Genomic DNA, 20,737 nt, shown 5'->3' with positions numbered 1-20,737 from the left:
GATTACAAGTATGCGGTTGATGGGAGCACAATATGCAAAAAATAAACAGTGTGTTGCTTAAAGTGGCTTTGCCATTCGGTTTGCTGTTTTCAATGTCTTTATTGGTGAGCGGGTGTGATAACTCGCAATCCCATCCTGAAGTGGCTGTAGTACAAAGTCAGCAGCCGATAGTGATTAATTGCTCTGATGTTTGGTATCAGCAGGTTGAAAAACAATTACTCTCTGGTGATGGTCAGGGCCATGGGCCTGATTTAGGCAGTGATGAGTGGCAAAGTGTGATTGAATTTAAGTTAGGTTTAAGAGGTGATCTTACCGTACCTAAGCGAAACACCGACGCTTGGTGCACTTTTATTGATGAACGGTTACAGCATTAAAGCTTGCCTGCACGGGGTGCAGGCAAGATCAAATACTAATATTTGGGCCTAAAAATCCCGTTGCCAGCCAGCATAAACTGTTGTTTCCCATTGGCTACTATCCAATGTTTGTGGGTATTCACTGTAACCTACTGTGCCACCTAATTTCAGCTTTCCTGCAAACAATGGACGATGATAGCTGGTATCGAGTTGGTAGACTCTTTCATATCTTCCCGGTGAAACCGGATTTCCACCTACCTGTGGGTTGCTGTCTGAACCATCGACATTTAACCTTAACCAACGCAATTTAGTGCTCAGGGTTTGCTGATTATCGAGTTGGGTAATAGCCCCTACGACAAGTGTTTCAGAGTCATTATCATAAGTGCTGCCTAAACTTCTTCCGTAATAGCGATATCCAGACTGATAAAATCCATGTTCATAGAGGCAGTTGTATATTTGAGGGTCTATCCCACAAGCAACCTTGGTATCAGAGTATTCGAGAAAAAAGCGCGTTGACAGCTGCGCGATATAAAAATCAACACCGCCCATGTTAGCGGCATTGATCAGTTTATTTTTCCCATTATGGTAATCTTCATGGGTACGTTCATAATATACACCGTAGGGAATACCAAATGCAGTATCAGACCATCTGAAGTCATAACCCGCTAACATGTTTTCTTGGCCGTTCTCTATTTCACCTTCATCCATGCCGCCATTGAATAAGCCATCCCACCAGTCTGACAGGCTATTACCGTAGCCATCGCCACCCCATTGCATGGTCCAAGATGCGCCAATCTCAAGTTTGGATATTGGGCGTAGTGTACCTCTTGCACCCCAATGGCGCGCATTAGCAACATGACGTTCGCTTTCCATATGACTGAAGCTGGTGGTAAATGTCCAAGGGCCAGCCCAGCTTAACCAAGGGGTATCAAATGCTTGGCTATTGTTTCTAGAAAAGGTCATGCCGGGTAATGGTCGTGCATTATTTGTTTGTATCAAGCCTGTGTCCCAACTGGGGCCCCAATACTTTTGTACTGCACCAGCGGAAACAATCCAATTACCTAGCATTACAGCGGCAAAGCTGTCATCTAATCGACTGGTGTTTCCGTCAATCGAATCGTGGTGATAGCTAGCAGCCAGTCGGCCACTAAACCAATCTTGGGTGACTTCCACCTTAACTTCAGCTTCAGCCTTGTCACGGTAATCATTGCCAAAACCGACGAAGCGAGCACGATCGTTTGCACCATTAAAACCGGCAGAGATGTTCAGGCCTTGGTGATCTTTTTGATAAGCGGCGATGACTCTTTGATAGGCATCAGTTTGCGCACCCGTTAACGAGGCAATGTCGAAGTTATCGAGGTCACTTTTAATGCCGGCCCACATTAATGGGTAGGTGGTGATGGGCTGAATAATGATGCCATTATCTGATAAAAGTTGAATGTCGGCGCGTAAAGATAGGTCTGTTGGTTCTATCCACCAAGCTGCTTGAGCGCTAAAGCTGGATAGAACAGCAATCCCTGCCAATGGTAATAACTTCATTAATTTTCCTAATTAAGCTTTGATGTTGTAAATTCGATTTAACGGTTAAATTGCGATAATAAATGGTTAGCTCATGACGAGAGGTCGTTGACTATGTCTTGGTATTAATTGCCTGGTTTTTAGCTGATTTTGTTGTTTCAGCATAGGTATTTAGCATAGCTACCTGATGGTTGCGAGTCATGCTATTTACAGTAAATGCCCTAGCATCTTCATTGTTAGATAAATAATATGCAGTTGCAGGCTTGATTGAGCCACTATTGCCAGAAGAAATATTGGCCATATCAGCATAGATTTGATATTTCATTTGGGCTTTCTTGAACTGCACATAATTGTCTAGTTTTTCATTATCTTTAATTGGCGCAGGTTTTGTGGTTTCAATTGAGTTTTCAGCAGTCGGCTTAGCATCCATATCAACATAGGGTGTGGATTGCACTTTAGATTGCTCTGCTGCCAGCAAAGCATGAGCTTGAGGACTAATTGATACCGAAGTTGAGGTATTTGTTGTGGTATTAACCGAACGCTTAGGCTGCGCAGTGCGGTTAGGTTGATTTTCTGTAGGTTCTACTTTTTGAGTAAGGTTATAAGCACTTAAACGTGGATTTGCAGTAACAGATGAACCTTGAGCTGAAATGGCATGCATTATGGGTACCTTAAAAGTGGAGAAAAATTGAAATATCAACCTAAAATCTACTGATGATTTTAACCAAGTAATTTGATAAACCAGATTAAAAAATCGTCTCACAGCCTATTGCTAACGCTATCTTTACAACTTCATTCGGCTGGCAATGCCAATGTCACAACAATTCAACGTTTGTGCTATTTCTTGAAACATTTATCGCTCTGCATATGTCGCGGCATTGTTCTGCGTTATCACTTGTTGATGTAGAATAACGATATATTTTAAGCCTCGCTTTGAAGCCACTGGCGACAAGCGTCTGCACAACTCATTTCGAAAAAATGCTCAGCTAGGATTGAATGAAGATTATTTTACTGACACATCAACGGGAACTTGATAGAAAGTCCAATACAGGCCAGCTGGTTATTGATGTGTTGGGATTTGCGGCAAGTCGAATCATATGGGATAGAGTGAACCCTGATGGGGCGTTATTAAGCTTGATTCAACAAGCGAAAGTTGGTTTGTTATTTCCTGAGTTAGAGTCTAGTGAAAAAGGGGAGGGCGGCCAGCCTAGACAGGTTTGTATTGGAGAGAATAATAAAGCGGCATTGGCTGAATTTGAACACTTAGTCATTATTGATGCAACATGGCAGGAAGCCCGCAAAATATACAATCGCAGTGCTTATTTGCACTCACTGACAAAGGTTAATTTATCCCATTCAATCAAGTCTAGCTTTCGGCTACGTAGAAACCAAATCGACGGCGGACTGTGTACAGCAGAATGCGTTGGCTTGTTATTAGCCTATGCGGGTCAAGCACCATTGGCGGACGAATTAATGACTCATTGGGGCACTTTTAATCTAGAAGGTAGAAATAATAAGGCTTGAAAATAAAACTGGGCAAGTTCCCTGTGCCCAATTTTCAATCACAAGATAATTCATTTGTTAATATAATGTTAACTGGTGGTGTAATGCAATAGCTTTACAAAAAAGCCGGTATCTTTTTAACAAAGATACCGGCTTGATAGGGGTTAAGCCTATGAGTTAGAGTTTGTAACTCATGCTTAGCATGATCATGTGTGCTGTATAGTCATGGCTATTGCTGCCAAAACCAACCACATTCCATATACCATCTGGGGCGATATCGTTAGCGGCATCGTTATCTAAATACTTTTCAATTTTGTAGTCTAAACGTAGACCCATTTTGTCAGTAGCTTGATATTGTGCATACAGGTTAACATTATGCACTTTGGCAAAATAATCACCGTAATCACCGGTAATGCCCTGTCTTACCTGGGTATTACTGTCAGATTTAGAGTAAGTATAATCTAAGCCTAAACGTAAACGACTATCCATTAAGTTGTTGTAACTTAACCCAGCGCCCATGACATCAATCTTATCTTCAATTTCAGCTTGCCATGTCGCAGTGGCAAAATTGCTGCTTCCTGATTGATCTGAATTGATTGTTTGATGATTGTAGAAAGCATTCAACATAACATCTGCAGAAAACATATAGCTTAGATTTGCATCATAACTAGTGTCTTTAGATTCAGTTAAGCCGATTTCGGTATTTTTGTAGTCATCAAGTGCATAGCGCACACCTACGTCGATAGTTAGCTCATCAATTGGGGTATGACTTACACGCGCTTCAACTTGACTTCTGTCTCTGTCAGCAAGGTAGTATTTACGCAATAATTGATTTTGCTCTTTAGATGTCCATTCAGAGACATCATAGTCAGAACCGTCACGCTGACCATAACTGCCTTTAACCCACATGTCCCAGTTTTCAAAACTGTTGACACGAATTCGAGCCCAAAGGTTGTTCTCATCAGTGATTTCGCGGTCTTGGTAACTACGTTCATCACGTTTAAACTCGTAACCGCCGTCTAACTTTAAACCGTAATTGATACGGTAATCAGCGCCAAGTTTCGCTCTATGCGATGTGTGATCATATGGCGTGTTATAAGCCACCTGACCATTGACATTGTTGATGCTGATTTGGGTCCATTCTTCAACTTGAGTGTTGTTCTGGCGATCGCTGTAATCGTAACTGCCATTCACTCTAAAGCTGCGGCTGATTTTAGTTACAGCCTTTAAGTTCATCCCTGTTAGATCAACGCTTGCATCTAATGATTCAGTTGGCAGTTGGTAACCATAACCAGATGTAACAAACTCTTGGTCTTGGGTCATTTTACCTACCATTAATCGGCCAGAAACAGCAGTAACTGAGTCATTGAATTGTCCCATCAATGACACTGTGTGCGCTTCATTATCAGGATCAAGTGCCATATAACCGCGGGTTTGAGCACCAAATGTTGGGTTAAACGCGTTGTCGTAACTCAGTTGATTATTGTCATTTTTAAATGATGAACCATTGTAATTTAAGCTAGTAAACCAATTGTCACCTTTTAATTTAATGCCGGCTTCAAGCGTATCGGTTGTGTAATCTACCGGCTCAGCAAGCATCATTGATTGGTTAAAGAAGCTACCTGACGCTTGCTTAACTCCGGTTTTCTCTTCACGTTGAAAATTAACAAACGTGGTGAAAATCGATTCAGTTTGATATTCAATTCCTAAACCCGCTCTTTCACGGTTAAGAGACAATTCAAATGGATTCAAACTTGAATACAACATGGGCATTTGAGAGCTAGCGCCCGCAGTGACCCAATTATCAGGTAAGGTTAAATCATTACCACCAACACCTTGATAAGGTGTTAGAGCAGTATTAGATGTATAGCTGGCAATGGAGCGATAGTTAAAGTTAAGGTTATAAGTTCCTAACTTGCCTACATTAATATCAGCACGACCATTATCCATACCAATATCAGTAGCTTCTATATTTGCTCTATAACCATTGTCGCCACGATATTGAATATCAGCATCGAATTTTCCAGCAACTTCATTTGCCGTTTTAAAAGCATTAGCCGACTTGATATCGTCTTCGCTGTTGTAACCTACACCAATGCCAACACTGCCCGTTGTGCCAGACTCTACCGCACAGCCTTTACAAGACCAGGCTGAAAATTTCACATTTTCAGTATTAGCGTTGGCTAACCCATATCCGCCAGCCGTAGCCATAAAACTGGCAGGGGCAAGTAGGGCTAGGGTGATTAAGTTTAATTTATATTTCATAGTGTTAACTCCCTAGCGCTGTAATAGCTTACCTGATGGATGGTTTGAACCATGCACTTGGCTATGACAGTTTAAACAACTGCGGCCACCGGTAAATGCGTTGTCTCCAACATTCGAGCCCATACCAGTGTTGCCCAAATAGGCATTGCTAGCATGGCCATCGCTGGCATGACATTGCTGACACAGCTGCGGCGCACGTGTTTTTAACATGCCATCATTCACACTACCGTGTGGGTTATGGCAGCTAACACAATTTTCTGTTACTGGCGCGTGCTCCCACAGTTTAGGGCCACGTTTTTCAGTATGACATTCGTAACAGGTTTCATTTACGCTAGGTTTAATTAAATCAGCATCAGCTAGGCTTCCGTGTGGGTTATGACAATCACTACAGGTCATTTGATTCCACTTCATTGGATGACTAGAACGCTTATTCATATCGGTTTTTTGCTTAGTATGACAGCTTGTACACACTTCCATTTCCGTTTGCTTAGACAGCACCGGATCTTTAGCGGTATGAACACTGTGACAAGAAGCACAGGCCACATCAGCATTGTCATGATGGCTGGTGTTCCAAGACATACGTTTGTCATCTAGGTGACAACTCATACAAACACTATTTTGCTTGTCTGCTGGCAGGGTAGAGTTAGGGCCGAAGGCGATCATCGGCTCTTTACCACCTTTGTTGTGCGAACCTTGAGGACCATGACAGGCTTCACATTGTAAGCCAGCCATTGGGCTTTTACTTGAATCAATTGCCCCATGCACGCCTTTGAATAGGTCCATGACCTTTTCTGAACGTTTGTGACACATTAAACAAGAGTCAGCACCTTTAGGTGAGTATTTGCCTTCTGCAAACTTGGTGTCTAATGTCGCTTCTACTTCCGCAGGCGACATTTTTTCATCCCATTTAGCAGCATGTGCAGGCATTGCCAAACCGACCATTAACACGGCGGCTGACATTAATCCTGCAAATATTGAATTGGTTTTGTTTTTTGTCTTCATTAGTAGACTTCCTAATTTGTCCATAAAAGCGCTTTGTGTATCTAAAAAGCGCGTTGCCAAGAAACAGGGAGAAGCTTTGGGCTTCTCCCTATGGGCAAATTACATTTTTATTTTGGTGTGATTTTCTACACTTGGCATATGACATGCTAAACAGAACTCTAGTTGAGCAGCGTCATTTGCTTGTTGGTAAGAGCCGTTTACTACCCCGCCTTGTCCTTCTGCGTGAGCTTTGATTTCTTCAAAACCATGACAAGAAGCACAGGTTGCTGTGATAGGGGTGGTGTAACTATCGCCACCACCGGCAGTGGCTAACGCACCTTTTACTTTGAAAGCATCAAGATTGAAGTCATTATGACACTGAGTACAATCTTTAATAATATCTTGCTCGCCATGAACACTATGAAGCTTCATTTCGAAAGCACCTTGATTTGCGCCAGACGCATAAGTGCCATCAGGGGTATGACATGCAACACAAGCATCAACACCAATAATAGGTTGGCCATCTGCATCGTTAGTGTGAGACAGTTGCTCAGTCATCACAAAACCTGCGTGATAACCTTTGTGAATTTCAAAGGTTTCACCATGACAGTTCTGACAAGTGCTGAAATTAACAGAATCTACGTGACGGAAGCTTGGTGCATTACCAGATAAGGTTCCATGAGTTAATTCTGCTTTCATTGATGTTGTCGCAACACCTTCAGCACAATCAACGGCCTTAATGCCATCGTTACACATTTCTAAACCAATGAAAGTAAATGCAGTATCAGCATCACCAGCACCAAATGGTAGAGAAGCAAAAGTATAGGTTAGATTACCATTTTCAATGGCAACACCATCCTGTAACTCACCCGTTTTAATTAGGTCTTTTGCTATTTTAGCTAAACCACTACCAGGACTTGGGTTATAGCCCATGATGGGGAAGTTAGGTCCAACGTTAGTTAAGGTTTCAATTCGTTGGATTTTGCTTAGCATCGAAGCTACATCAAGTGCAGTACCGTCAGCATTTAAAATCGAAACGGATAATGTCGCCGACATATCAGTATCTGTAGCTTTATTTGCTGTTAATGTTGCAGTCATGCCATAGGTATCAATGAATGCTTTCTTCTGAACAAAATCACCAGTATGAAGTTCTTCTGTCCAAGAGGCGTTATGACATGCGATACAGTTTGAGTTATCTAATTGTTGAGAGTGACCTTCACCGGCTTTAAAGTCGATATTAGTGTGACAACTTGTACAGGTTTCCATGGTTGGAATACGTGTCCAATTACCCCATTCAGTTAACTCTTCAGATTCAACGTGACAAGTTTGACAGTTGTCTTGAACGATAGCATGAGCAGTTTCAGCCGTATTATTGTTGCGGCCCCAAGCTTTGTTTGAGTTATGTACGTTATGCACTAAGTGTGCGAAAGCAACTTCTGGTTTACCGCGTCCATCAGCCCATTCTTGGGTGTGACAAGTGATACAGGTTTCCACTGAAGTGGCTTTATGATAAATCTTTTCACCTTCAGCATGACATGATGCACAAGCCGCTGCTGAAACGATGTTTTTGGTGTATTTGGCTTGGTAGCCTTCGCCATCAAAATCGCGAACAATTTCTTTTACAGCGACTGGAGTCACACCGTCGATTAATGTTGAGGCTGGCGAGACAACGTTGAAGCGCTGGGTAAGCTGTGCATTGAATTTTTCAGAATCAAATGTATCGAAGGTAAAAATGTAGTTACCGTTTTTTTTATCTTCAAATGATTTTGAAGAACCCAGTTTTTGCCAGTTTGCACTAGCGCCTGCTCCTGCCGCACCCTGTGGAATTAATTGAGCTGCGTTTTCAATGACAATGTCTTTCAGACCAATAACGGGTAAGTCTTCTTCATTGGTTGCGAACACTTCTACTACAGGTTTGCCATCTGTATAGCTAACGTTAGTAATTTCAAGATTTAGTACTTTGATGGCTTCAGCGGGTTCACCACCTGGATTGCCAGGGTTACCCGGTTTACCATCATCACCACCACAACCGGCAAGCGTCATAGAGGTCGCTGTTGCTAATAACAGCGCAATTTTTGAGTATTTTGTATTCATCATATTTTCCCTGCAAAGGTAAAACATTATCTTAACTGGCAGTTTCCTCTGCAAGGTGCACCTAAATGGAGCTTATTATTCAGCTAAGTCAATGTTGGAAAATGTATTCCTATCAATAAGGTTACTGCACCTGAGTTAAAAAATCTTTAACCCTACGGTGAATGTGTGACTCTGTTCTAACTATTCCTAAAGGGGTACTTAGAAATGCTAGAGAGGAGACAATGTCTCCTCTCTAGTAAACTGTTATTTAAAAATAACAGGGTGAACTTTATCTACACCAAAGGCTTTGCCTTCAGCGTGACAAGTCGCACAGGTTTCTGAGCCAGGGACATAAGTACCTACAGGATCATTTGCAGCACCACCTTCAGAGCGAATATGCGCAACAATGGACTCTTTGACACCATGACAGCTGACACAAGTTGCTGCAGTAGGCGAGAATTCTACTCGGCCTAACTCTGGGTCTGTAGTTTGAGTTGCTGGAACTTCACCAAGATTTTTCATGCTTAATTGGCCTTTATCATGGCACGTAGCACAATTACCATAGTGAGAAGGGAAGGTGATTCTATCTTCGCCACCAGCTTCTTGGCCGTCACGCTTATTTGCGTGTAAGGCATGAATGCGAACTTTAAAATCAATATGTTCGACTATTGTTTTGCTACTGCCTCTAGAGTAAGTCGCGTTATGACACATTTGACATTCACCCTCAAAGTTTGTGTAAGAACCATCATGTTTAATTTTGGTTCCGCCAAACTTAGATAAGTACTTGCCATCATGACAGTTTGCACATGTCTCGTTGCTGACAACTTGACGACGTGCAGTTACATTTTCTGTTCCAGATAAGTCAAATGGTACTATTTCACCAACAATAGTAGCTGGACTTCTTGCTTCGTCAGTGCCTGAACCGCAAACAACACCTTGTAAGGTATCTCGGTCCACACACATTTTAGTGGTAATCACTGCAGTTGAAGGAAGAGTGGCGTCAGCTGTTAAATCCATTCCTGAAACAACATAACTGAATAAACCTTCATTCGAGCTGGTTGGAGTTTGTTTTAGTAACTCAACTTTTTTGTAACCCAATTCAAAATCATCATTATTACCGAAACCAAGCATTAAATTACTTTGCGATAGTCTTGCATCTAAATCAGGGCTCGTGACACTTTTTTCGTTAGTGTCTATAACCTTAATATCAAAGCTTAGCTCTTGTTTAGCCATATCGTAGCTGACACTCTTCGCGACTAAACTTGCGCTGTAACTATCTTGTGCATTTTGTTTGGCTACTGCATCTGTAAAGTGATGGGCTGCACCAGGAGTACCTTGATCAGCATGACATGTCGAACAATCAGTTGCTCCCATATACTTTTCATGCATGTCACTTTTGATTTGTGCAGGATCAGTTGAGCCAGAGTGGCATGATCCACATGCTAATGCTGTATGGTGCTTAAAGTTATCGGTATCTGGTGGGCTTTGCTCAGTATCTTGGTGACACGCTTGACAATCATATAGATCGGCAGGGAAGGTCACTTTAGAATAATCGTGCACACTACCTTTATATCCAGCTATCAGATAATCGCTTTTATGGATTTTGTGCGCCATATAAGCAAAGTCAATTGGGCTGCCAGTTTCTGGGTCAGCTGAATAGCTAGTGTGGCATACTTGACAATTTTCTAATGCAAAACGCTTATCGCCATGAAGAATTAGTTTTGGTGCCCAAGCATGATCATAATCATCGCTGTGACAACGTAAGCATGATTGTTCAAGAGAGTTAACAATTCGGCTTTCTTCTTCACTAACAGCTTCACCCGTCGTTGGGGCAAAATCAAAGTGAGTATTGACTAGTTTGTTAGTGTTTTGATCTGCTCTTAATTCCATCGTTACACGGTGTGTTAAGGTTTCATCGTAAGTAAGATCTAAACCTTCGATTGGCTCTAAGTTATTTAAGTTAAGGTTGAACGTATAAGAATATTGTCCAGGTGCTTCACTCGTTAAACAGTCTTGTTTACAGCTTGACTCAATTGTTGCTTGAATCTTAGTGCCTGCTTTATCTTCATATCCTGGTGGAATTTCAGCTTGAACTGGAACAACGACCTTGTTGTTGTAGTTTACCCATTGTGGCGTTTTGTAGCCTTTGCCTTTTTGTGGGACAAGTTTAGCAATACCTAAACCTAAGGTGTCGACTCCAGGGTAAGTATCAAGGTCGGTAATCGCTACACCATTCGCATCTTCGAGTGTAAAGTTAACTTTTATTACGCCATCGGTGATATCTGTATTGTTAATTGTAACGTGTAAACTTGATGCTTTTCCGACCGAAAGACTAATTGGGCCATCAGGACCATCTTCGCCATCTTTACCATCGCTACCACACCCAGCTAGTGCAAAAGATAAAATCCCTGCACTAAATACAGCTTTTGCTGTCGTATTAAAATTGAATCGTTTCATCATATTTCCCTGCAATATAATAATCACTTTAAGTTGTAGTTCATCCAAAAGTGTTTGGTTTTAACCCATAGACAGTTTAACTAACCTCTTACTCTTGTTCAGCGAGAGGACGCGAGAGTTGTGAACTATGTCCATCTATTCCTTTAGTAGTAGCGCTTTAACTATGATGTTGATGTTTCATGTTAATTTTTTACTTAACTAAACTGTTTATTTGTAAAGATATCAGTTTTCTTCGAAACTTTTTCTCAACAATAACATTAGCAAATCTGGGGGGATTATGATTGAAAGAAATGTTAGATTTTGTGATGAAAGCTGTGATGTGTGATTTTGGTCACATTTTGTAACTCACTGAAAATAATATGAATTGAGAATAAATCTCATTAGCGTTTTTGGGCTTGAATAATTTACCCTGAGTAATAAGGTTTTGCGAAGAAGATGAAGCGCTTGCAGATATCATCCAATCTAAATGTAAATTCAAATTCTCTATGAGTTGGTAATTTGCATAGGTTCTGAACTGTTGATTTGATGAGTTCAGCTGTGCAAATAGAGGTAGGTTCATTTGATAATTCACGCCAAGAATAAGTTTGTTATTGAACAATTGCTGCAGGATGACTTCGCTGCCTAACACGGTATATTCATTATGACTCGCGGTATTTTCTTGCAGCATTTCTGTGGCGGCGTGATTTGATGTGTATTCCAATGGATAAGTTATATGTTGCTGATATTTAATAAAACTATAAATACTGAATTGTGTAGATAGTTGCCATTGTGAGTTGATGCCAATTTGAGCCTTAGGTATTGCCAACCAAGATGAATGCTCATAGTGGTCATATGATTCGCTATTACTTAAGAGGGTTACTGACCCAGGGAAATTCATTGTGTCAGCGCCAGCACTTTGGTTGGCTTGATTATTGGTCATAAAATGCTCTGTTAACTCAATATATGTATTGCTCTCAAATTCACCAGCCTTACTGGGTTGATTAATACCAAGCATTGAACATAAGAAAAATGTGATAAGTAAAATGCGGCTCATTAACATTCTCCTTCTAACAGTGAGGTATGAATAAATGGCTAAGTACTTGAATCGGAATTTTGGAGTAACTAAAAGTATAGAAGATGTTATCGAGCGTGCTTTGAAATTTTGGAATTGGGCAATGATTGTGCAACTGGTGTCTAAAACGAAAAAAGGCAGGCTTTAGGGGTTGATTGCACTGATGGGTTAAGGGATAATCGCCGCGTTCTAGATAAGATTTTCGTTTTTCTAGAAGATTATGGTGACCCTAGGGTCCCCCCGCAACGATAACTTGTGAACTCGGCCAGGCCCGGAAGGGAGCAACCGCAGCAAGCGACTCGTGTGCCGGGGTGTCGGCTCTAGGGGAGCCTCCAAACTCCCCCCATTTACTATTTCAAACACCTCTTTGCGGTATTATTCAGTGTGTTTTAACTGCATTACTGGTTGTTGTGGCTGTTGCTTCTCTTGTTCTTCTTTTAATTTTTTTTGTAGATTGGCTTTCAAAAATGCTCTTGAACGCTCTAGTGCCGTACTTATTTCCGTTTTCATTTGCTTGAGTTCGTTATAATCTTCGAAAAAATAAGTATCAACTAAGTGTCTAATATACCGAACCGGTAATTGGTTTAACGTAACACAGCAAAGATCTGCCAGGTAGTCCTCAGGTAACTCGTCCATTAGTCCTTCATCGCGCAAGATTTCCAACAGTAAGACTTCATAATAATTACGGAATTCTAAATGCATGGTGTTACTCCATTGAAATGTTTTAATTCTGCAATTGCAGTCTTTAAAGGCTGGCTAAGTTGTTCATTGTTTTATTTTTACACCCAAACCTGATTTGCTGCAATCAACAATTGGCTGTGTCTTAGGGTTAATGCTTCAACTTGACGACTATAACCACCACCAATTACTGCGGCAATCGGAATACTTTGTTGTTTTGCTATAGACAATATTAGCTTATCTCTTTCAAGAATGCCTTGAGTTGAGATATTTAAGTAACCCAAATCATCAGCTTCATGAATATCGACTCCGGCATCATAAATGATTAGATCCGGTCGATGTAACTGGATTAAATATTTTAAGATGCTGCCAATGTGAGCAAGGTACTCGTTATCATCACATCCCTTATCGAGCTCAATATCATAATCTGATTGTGGTTTTCTGGAAGGGAAGTTTTGTTTGCAATGTACCGAGCAACTAATAATGTTTGGTTGGGTTTGGCACAAGGTGGCAGTGCCATCGCCTTGATGAACATCGCAATCAAATATCAGTACGGTATCAATTTTTTCGGTTTCAATAAGATGGTTAGCAGCAATGACTAAGTCATTAAAGATGCAGAAACCGCTGCCAAAATCTCGATGTGCATGGTGATATCCGCCGGTAAAATGCACTGCTATCTGATGTTCCAGTGCAAGTGTGCAAGTCAGTAGAGTGCCATTTATTGCATGTAAGGTTCTATCAACTAAACGCTGACTCCAAGGAAAACCTATCCTTCTAATTGCTTTAGCATCGATGGTGCCATTGATAAAGGCATTTACATAATCTGGATCATGCACCGCTTTGATAAGTTCCAGATCTATTTTTTCAGCTTGATAATGCCGACTTGAACAAACTAAGCCGTTTTCAATGGCGTAATTAAACAATTGCTGATACTTAGCTGTTGGAAAGCGATGCAGAGGAGGTAACGCCAGCTGTGAATAGCTGGCGTGATAAACAAAAGGAAATTTCATTATTCCATTACAATTGCTTTATAGCCCAACCCATAAACTCTTTACGGGTTTTTTCGTCAGCTTGTAACCACCAATATTGCAGCATTTGCTCAGCTTGTGCTGGGTTATCAACTTTAATCGGTTGAGCCGTTTTTACTTCGCTTGTGGCAACCGCTGTTGCCGCTACAGTGGCAGATGCCGCAGTTGCTGCTACTGCAGGTTTTGCTGATTGCACTGCTACGGCTGGAGTGACTCCATTACCTGTGGCATTGACAGCTAAGGCATCAACGTTATCACCTTTGTTGCTACTAAAAATGTTGGCAAAAAATGACTTTTCTTCAAAATTAGTTTGTTCAACTGAGTAATTAACAGCACCTTTATCTTCTCGGGTAATAATAATCTTTGGGTCTTTCGCAAAGGATTTTGGGCGTTTAACCACTTCACCATCGGCAGCCGATAGCGTGTAATTTACATCGCCATCAACATTTAATGTCACAATAAACGGAGCTGACTTGATAAAGCTTTGACTGTCGGTGAAATCATCTTGGACCATATCATGATATCTAATTGCGATTTTATGACTGCCATTGTCTAGTGTTAAATCAGATTTGTGGCTAAACATGTTTGTTTCAATCTGTTTACCATCCAGCGCCAAATATTCAAAAGACATGGGAATAGTGAGGTTAGCTGCCATCAACGAAGTCGATGATAGCAATGCCATGATAGCACCGGTGGTGACGAATGATTTCATTGTTGCTCCTTAACGATTAAAACTTTGGCGAGGACGCTCAAAGTGTTGTATCCGCTCTTCAATATAACTAATAGCTTGGCGGCATTTACCTAAACGACGATGCATTAAAAGGATGTCATTTTGCAATCTAATTTTTTCAGCAGCATGACATAACTCTAGATTTGATTCCATTTGTTGAATTTTATATTCAAACTTTTTAGCCCAATTTACATGTTTGTTCAATTCTTCATAAAGCTGATGACTGTTATACATGACATTATTTGCAATCCAACCAAATTCACTGTTTTGCATTGTTTGCTTCTGTCTTTTGGCATATCGAGCGCGATTACTGGCTTTTTTCTGTTCGGCCGACTTTAAGTTCAAACCTGTGGTCAACAATGCTCGTCTTAGTGCGGTGAACCTATCTTGAATGCGTTGGCAACTCAATTCAATAGTGCTTTTGGCTAGCTTTAGTGTTAACTGTTTTTCTAATTGGGTGACATCTTTGCGCAGCTGTTGCACGCATGGCAGTAATTGCGCGCCTTGTTGGACAAATAGATTATGGTTAAATCGTTCAACGTGTTCGAGTGTTTTTTTCTGTTGGGGAGCGAGCTGTTGATCATGTTGAAGTACTTCTTGTTCGATATGGTCAAGTTGCTGCTTCAATGTTTGAATTAACTGTTGGGTGTTCATGCCCAAGCGCTCCAAGCCAAATGCGTCGCGATACAAACCACGGAAATAATAAACAGTGGCTTGATAAATGGAATGCCGAATCGAATTGCACTTCGAGCTCCCATAAAAGATCCTGCCATCATACAAATTCCCATCCATAATCCTAACAACCAATCAACTTGACCCCAAAAGGCAAATATCACTAAGGCAGTAATGTTACTAATTAGCGTCATAATTCGTGCTAATGCGCAGCTTTCTAGCAGTGGTAACTTATGCAGTGATATAGATGAAACAGTCCAAAATGCACCTATCCCGGGGCCTGCAAAACCATCATATCCACCTAATATTAGCCCCTGTATCCCCTGACGAGTGTTTGACGGGGCTTTCTGGGGAGAAACACAGTGTTTCCCCCCCATGGCTTTAGGGCTGAATAAAGTATAAATAGCAATACTGATAATCAGCAATGGTAATAGCTTTTCAAGCCATGAAGCATTGATTAAAAAAACCAGTCCGCAGCCTAAAATAGCGCCAATAAACGTAGCTATTGCACAGGTTTTCCAAAAAATGGGGGTAAATAATTGCTGTTTATAATACGTGTAGCTTGAGATTGTTGAGCCAAAGCAGGCCGCCAGTTTATTGGTGCCTAAAGCTAAATGTGGCGGGATCCCCATTGCAAGTAATGCTGGAATGGATAATAGTCCGCCGCCGCCAACAATGGCGTCAATAAAACCAGCAACAATTCCAATAATAGCCAAAATAGCAAGATGGCTTGGGTCTAACAATAATTCCAAAAAAATACCTACTCAATCACGCGTCTAAAAGGCGGCAATGCATCAATTAACGATTTACCATAACGTTTAGTCACTAAACGGCGATCCAAAATGGTTACCCTGCCATAATCTTGTTCTTTACGCAGTAATCTACCACAACTTTGTACTAACTTACGTGAAGCATCTGGAATGGTTAACTGTAAAAAAGGATTGCCCCCTTTCACTTTTACATATTCAGCATGAGCTTGTTCAACGGGCGATGTTGGGACGGCAAAAGGTAATTTTGTAATAATTAGGTTGGTAAGGTAGTCGCCGGGTAAATCTAACCCTTCAGAAAAGCTGCCCGTGCCAAAAATAATACTGGGTTCACCATCATCGCAACGTTGCTTATGTTGGCTTAAAATTTGTTGCCTAGGCATAGTACCTTGAATAAACAGTTGTGAGGCGGGGATTTTTCCTTCGACCAGTTCGGCGACTTTTTCCATTTGCCAATAAGACGCAAATAATACTAATGAAGCCATTTCACCATCAATTAAGGCGATGATTTGTGTTGCTAATTCAGCGGTGTAATCTTCATCAGTTGGCTCATTATCCATTTGTGGAATGAATAATGTGGCATTATTTTCATAATCAAATGGCGATTGCAGTGCTAAGAAGCGGCTTCCATCATTGGTGCTTAAGCCCACTTGATGAGCAAAGTGATTAAAGTTATTCAATGCTCTTAATGTGGCACTGCATAGCACAACCCCTGCGGCCTTTTGCCATAACATTGATTCAAGCATAAAGCCTACTTCAATAGGGGAGGCGCTAACGAGATAATCCTGTTGTTTACCCGTAATGAGTTCAATCCATCTTGCGGTTGGTGCACCTTTTTTACTGTCTTCTTTGGCAATCATTTTCCACACTTTATGGAGGTTTTCTATGCGCTGCAGAATAAACCCAGTTTCAGATAGTAACCCTTCAGATTGATGTTTTGGCACTTCACCGTCTTTGATTGCTTCAGATAACACAGCAACGACTTTATTAAATTGCTTGAGTCCGCTGCCAGTGGCTGTTGCTAAGTTTTCTGATTGAATAGTTAATGATTGCGGCAGTTGGCCGTGTTCAAAACGCCATCGTGTTTCTGGGTTAGCAAAAAATTGTGGTTGAGTGTCGCAAAAATGGGCCACTTGATTCAGTAAGCTAATGATATCGGTAATGTGATCAAGCATGGCTTGAACAGGCGCAATAATATTATTGGTTTTGAGCTGGTTTTGTAATTTGCTACAAGTTTTACTGGCTTTATCCAACCAATCACATGCCCCTCTAAGCGTTGCCTGACCACTAGAGAAGTCACGCGCGACAATAGGCAGGTGATGTGCTTCATCAATAATATAAAACATGTCTTCAGGCTCGGGTAAAATCACGCCACCACCTAATTCTAAATCAGCGAACAATAAACTGTGATTGGCAATCAATACATCCCAGGTGTCGACGTCTTCACGGGCTTTATGAAATGGACAATTATGATGAGCCGAAACCTGACGATGGCAACTGTGCTTGTCACAGCATATTTGTTGCCACAAAAAGTCAGGAATGGGATCTTTTAAGCTATCAAGTTCACCGTTCCATTTTTTCTGATGATAATCTTGATGTAACTTTTGCAGTTGTTCTACCTGGCTTTGATCGGGTTTTGTTTGCCACATCGCCATTTGAGAGCCATCTTGCGAGCCCATCATGGCTTCTAATTTGGCCAAACATACATAGCGTTGACGGCCTTTGACTAAACCAAACTTAAAGTCCAAGCCTGAATGCTGTAAAAAAAAGGGCAAATCTTTATGTAATAATTGCTCTTGCAGTGCAACCGTTGCTGTCGCTATGCATACTTTCTTTTTACTGGCGATCCCCAAAGGGATTGCTCCCAATATATAAGATAACGATTTACCAATACCTGTGCCGGCTTCAACCACAATAATACGACGTTGCTTGTCATATTCACCCGCTAAGGTTTTAGAAATTTCTGCCACCATATAGTTTTGTTCTCGTCGCGAACGAAACTGCGGCATTGCAGATGCAATGTCTTTATAGATGGTGCGAATTTGCGTTTTTACCTTATCGGTTAGCATGAGTAGTATGTATTCTGCTGTGACTGATTTATGCTGTACATAATAACAGTGAATCTTAATGCTTAAAACAGATAATCAAATTGAACTCAAAACTCTTGTCATCAAATAAACCATTAACTCGAATTGAGGGACAGGTATTAACACGCCACGCGAGCTATCGTCAGGGGCAGTTAGTGCTGCAATATTATGTCAAAACGCATAGTGGCCCAGTGTTAGTTGAGTTACATAATGAAGAGTTAGTGTGCTTTTGTCGTCAAATTGACATTGATAAGTTAATGCCTTTTTTGACTCAGGCAAGAGTGGTGTCTTTGGCTATGTCTAACTTTCAGCATCAAAGTGTTTGTGGTATTTACCTTAAAACCAGTGCTGCTTTAAAGCAACTTCAACGCGTGGCGAATGATATTGGCATCGCTTTATATGAAACAGATATACGCGCAGAGCAACGTTATTTAATCGAACGCTTTATTGCATTTGATATTCAGTGCGAAGGCATTTGGGCTGAAAGTTCAACAAATCTACTTAGGTTAGATGCTTCAAGAGCCAGAAGGTCGATACCGGCTGAACTATTGAATCATAATCAAGCGGTTGTAACTGATGCCTTAGAGCAAGACTTTAATCTCAAAGTTATTTCACTGGATCTAGAATGCAGCATGCAAGGTGAGCTTTACTCTGTAGGCTTGTATGGGGCAAGTTATAAACGTGTCATCATGATTGGTGCCGCAGATGATTATCCCAATGCCGAAGACTACATCATTTGGGTTGCCGATGAACGGGCTTTATTGCATGCGTTAATTGCTTGGTTTGTAGCGTTTGATCCCGATATTATTATCGGTTGGGCTGTTATTGTATTCGATCTGGCTTTGTTATTTAAACGATGCCAATACCATCATATTCCCCTGTTGATTGGCCGAGGTGAAACGGCGTTATCTTGGAAAGTTGAGGACAAATATCGACCAGAAACGTTAAATTTGCCCGGTCGAGTTGTGTTAGACGGCATTGATTGGCTCAAAGCTGCGTTTTATAAGTTTGATAGTTTTTCACTTGAGTTTGTCTCACGAGCCTTACTCAACGAGGGGAAAACGATTGAACATGTTGAAAATCGTGGCGGTGAGATTAGTGACATGTTCGTTACAGATAAGCCTAAACTAGCCCATTACAATCTTACTGATTGTAGATTGGTGTGGGATATCTTTGAAAAAACGCAATTACTGCCTTTTGCAATTGAACGAGCCAAGCTTACGGGGCTAGAATTCGGTCGAGTAGGCGCATCTATCGCCGCATTTTATCATTTATATTTACCTTATTTGCATCGTAGTGGCTTTGTTGCACCGCAAATGCCAGCCAGTAATGGATTAGAAAGTCCTGGTGGCTATGTTATGGATTCTATCCCTGGACATTATAAAAATGTCTTGGTACTGGATTTTAAAAGTTTGTACCCCTCAATCATTCGCACTTTTTTAATTGATCCTAAAGGGCTAGTTGAAGGATTAAAAATTGCTGAGTCTGATGTTGATTCTGATGCTATTGTGGCGGGGTTTTTAGGGGCAAAATTTCATCGTAATAATCCCATTCTTCCCAAACTGATTGCCAGTTTAGCCGAGCAAAGAGAGTTGGCTAAAAAAAGTCATAATCAACCTTTGTCGCAAGCCATTAAAATTATCATGAACTCGCTTTATGGCGTGCTTGGGTCAAAGGGGTGTATTTTTCATGACGCTAAACTTGCTAGTTCAATAACCATGCGTGGTCATCAAATTATGAAGCTCACAAAATCTTGGGTTGAAGAGACGGGCTACCAAGTGATTTATGGCGACACCGACTCTACTTTCGTTTGGCTGGGCGATGAGCTGCAAACTAGTGCGGATGTAATTGGTCGTCAAATGGCAGAAGCAATTACTCAAAAATGGGCGGTATGGTGTGATACTGAATATAATTTAACTAGCTTTCTTGAGTTAGAGTTTGAGAGCCATTTTAATCAGTTTATTATGCCCACTTTAAGAGGCAGTGAGCTTGGCAGTAAAAAACGCTATGTAGGGTTAAAAATAGATAAACATCATCAGCCTGAAATGGTGTTTAAAGGCATGGAACAGGTAAGAAGCGACTGGACTCCGCTTTCCAAACGTATTCAATATCAGTTATATCAACGTTTTTTTAATCAGCAAGATGTCAGTGAGTTTTTACAATCTCAGGTCGCATTGTTAAAGCAAGGGGCTTTTGATGCTGAATTAGTATTAAAAAAGCGCTTAAAACGAAATGTTGAAGATTACACTGCTAAATCTACACCTCATGTTAAAGCCGCTAAGCTTATGGCTGAATATCAGCAAGATAACAATTGGTTAAAAAGGGGAGCTGTTATTGAGTATGTGATGACGACAGCCGGTGTACAGCCTGTTTGCGATAAAATCTGGTCATTAGATTATGATTATTATATCGAAAAGCAAATAAAACCCATTGCTGAACCGATACTTTCCCTTTTAGGGTTGAGTTATGATGACTTTTGTAATGGGCAAATGTTATTGATTTAATGGAAAGCATCAAAGCATCAAAGCATCAAAGCATCAAAGCATCAAAGCATCAAAGCATCAAAGCATCAAA

The 20,737-nt window shown here is 41.0% G+C and carries 16 protein-coding genes and 1 other RNA gene; 4 read left to right on the top strand and 13 right to left on the bottom strand.

From position 1 onward, the window contains the following. Nucleotides 1-32 precede the first annotated feature (32 nt). On the top strand, nt 33-374 hold the full coding sequence (locus NE535_RS17670; RefSeq protein ID WP_261299899.1) for a hypothetical protein: 342 nt from the start codon (nt 33-35) through the stop codon (nt 372-374). 48 nt (nt 375-422) lie between these two features. Here the strand turns inward: NE535_RS17670 and NE535_RS17665 are convergent, their stop codons facing one another. Both NE535_RS17665 and NE535_RS17660 read right to left on the bottom strand, forming a co-directional pair. Beyond that, a complete protein-coding gene (locus NE535_RS17665) occupies nt 423-1,892 on the bottom strand; it encodes a capsule assembly Wzi family protein (protein ID WP_261299898.1) in 1,470 nt (489 codons plus the stop codon). A gap of 91 nt (nt 1,893-1,983) precedes the next feature. Beyond that, the gene (locus NE535_RS17660) at nt 1,984-2,532 is read right to left on the bottom strand and encodes a hypothetical protein (RefSeq protein WP_261299897.1); all 549 of its coding nucleotides are present in this window, start codon (nt 2,530-2,532) and stop codon (nt 1,984-1,986) included. Between the two features lie 335 nt (nt 2,533-2,867). Between NE535_RS17660 and NE535_RS17655 the strand changes: the two genes are divergently transcribed. Further along, complete coding sequence (locus NE535_RS17655) at nt 2,868-3,395, top strand: tRNA-uridine aminocarboxypropyltransferase (RefSeq protein ID WP_261299896.1); 528 nt, start codon at nt 2,868-2,870, stop codon at nt 3,393-3,395. 156 nt (nt 3,396-3,551) lie between these two features. On the opposite strand, the gene NE535_RS17650 is transcribed toward NE535_RS17655, so the two are convergent. The 5 genes from NE535_RS17650 to NE535_RS17630 form a co-directional block, all read right to left on the bottom strand. Beyond that, a complete protein-coding gene (locus NE535_RS17650) occupies nt 3,552-5,639 on the bottom strand; it encodes an MtrB/PioB family decaheme-associated outer membrane protein (protein WP_261299895.1) in 2,088 nt (695 codons plus the stop codon). Nucleotides 5,640-5,651: 12 nt separating this feature from the next. Continuing rightward, nucleotides 5,652-6,599, bottom strand: coding sequence for a DmsE family decaheme c-type cytochrome (locus NE535_RS17645; RefSeq protein ID WP_371931124.1), 948 nt, complete (start codon nt 6,597-6,599; stop codon nt 5,652-5,654). Nucleotides 6,600-6,740: 141 nt separating this feature from the next. Continuing rightward, complete coding sequence (locus tag NE535_RS17640; protein ID WP_261299893.1) at nt 6,741-8,717, bottom strand: OmcA/MtrC family decaheme c-type cytochrome; 1,977 nt, start codon at nt 8,715-8,717, stop codon at nt 6,741-6,743. Between the two features lie 240 nt (nt 8,718-8,957). Then, nucleotides 8,958-11,150 (bottom strand): OmcA/MtrC family decaheme c-type cytochrome, encoded by a 2,193-nt coding sequence (locus NE535_RS17635; RefSeq protein ID WP_261299892.1) that lies wholly within the window; start codon nt 11,148-11,150, stop codon nt 8,958-8,960. Nucleotides 11,151-11,481: 331 nt separating this feature from the next. Beyond that, a complete protein-coding gene (locus NE535_RS17630; protein WP_261299891.1) occupies nt 11,482-12,183 on the bottom strand; it encodes a hypothetical protein in 702 nt (233 codons plus the stop codon). Nucleotides 12,184-12,430: 247 nt separating this feature from the next. Between NE535_RS17630 and ffs the strand changes: the two genes are divergently transcribed. Beyond that, nucleotides 12,431-12,528: signal recognition particle sRNA small type (gene ffs, locus NE535_RS17625), an RNA gene on the top strand. A gap of 48 nt (nt 12,529-12,576) precedes the next feature. Here the strand turns inward: ffs and NE535_RS17620 are convergent. From NE535_RS17620 to dinG, 6 genes are all read right to left on the bottom strand, one after another. Beyond that, nucleotides 12,577-12,903: a late competence development ComFB family protein gene (locus NE535_RS17620; protein ID WP_261299890.1), complete on the bottom strand. Its 327-nt coding sequence runs from the start codon at nt 12,901-12,903 to the stop codon at nt 12,577-12,579. A 77-nt stretch (nt 12,904-12,980) separates the two neighbouring features. Next, entirely contained in the window at nt 12,981-13,892 is a 912-nt protein-coding gene (locus NE535_RS17615) for a histone deacetylase family protein (RefSeq protein WP_261299904.1), read from the bottom strand. 4 nt (nt 13,893-13,896) lie between these two features. Further along, nucleotides 13,897-14,619: a DUF2057 domain-containing protein gene (locus tag NE535_RS17610; RefSeq protein WP_261299889.1), complete on the bottom strand. Its 723-nt coding sequence runs from the start codon at nt 14,617-14,619 to the stop codon at nt 13,897-13,899. A 9-nt stretch (nt 14,620-14,628) separates the two neighbouring features. Further along, nucleotides 14,629-15,291: a primosomal replication protein gene (locus NE535_RS17605; protein ID WP_261299888.1), complete on the bottom strand. Its 663-nt coding sequence runs from the start codon at nt 15,289-15,291 to the stop codon at nt 14,629-14,631. After that, a complete protein-coding gene (locus tag NE535_RS17600) occupies nt 15,288-16,061 on the bottom strand; it encodes a sulfite exporter TauE/SafE family protein (RefSeq protein ID WP_261299887.1) in 774 nt (257 codons plus the stop codon). The genes NE535_RS17605 and NE535_RS17600 overlap by 4 nt, the downstream gene beginning before the upstream one ends. Nucleotides 16,062-16,069: 8 nt before the next feature. After that, nucleotides 16,070-18,145, bottom strand: a complete 2,076-nt coding sequence (gene dinG, locus NE535_RS17595) for an ATP-dependent DNA helicase DinG (protein ID WP_261299886.1) — start codon at nt 18,143-18,145, stop codon at nt 16,070-16,072. A gap of 80 nt (nt 18,146-18,225) precedes the next feature. Here dinG and NE535_RS17590 point away from each other — a divergent pair, with 80 nt between their 5' ends. After that, nucleotides 18,226-20,667 (top strand): DNA polymerase II, encoded by a 2,442-nt coding sequence (locus tag NE535_RS17590; protein WP_261299885.1) that lies wholly within the window; start codon nt 18,226-18,228, stop codon nt 20,665-20,667. Nucleotides 20,668-20,737: the final 70 nt, after the last annotated feature.

The sequence above is a fragment of the Shewanella holmiensis genome (genome assembly GCF_025370255.1).
Taxonomy (GTDB): domain Bacteria; phylum Pseudomonadota; class Gammaproteobacteria; order Enterobacterales; family Shewanellaceae; genus Shewanella; species Shewanella holmiensis.
The sequence above is the reverse complement of the archived record's forward strand: the minus strand, read 5'-3'. Positions and strand labels throughout refer to the sequence as shown.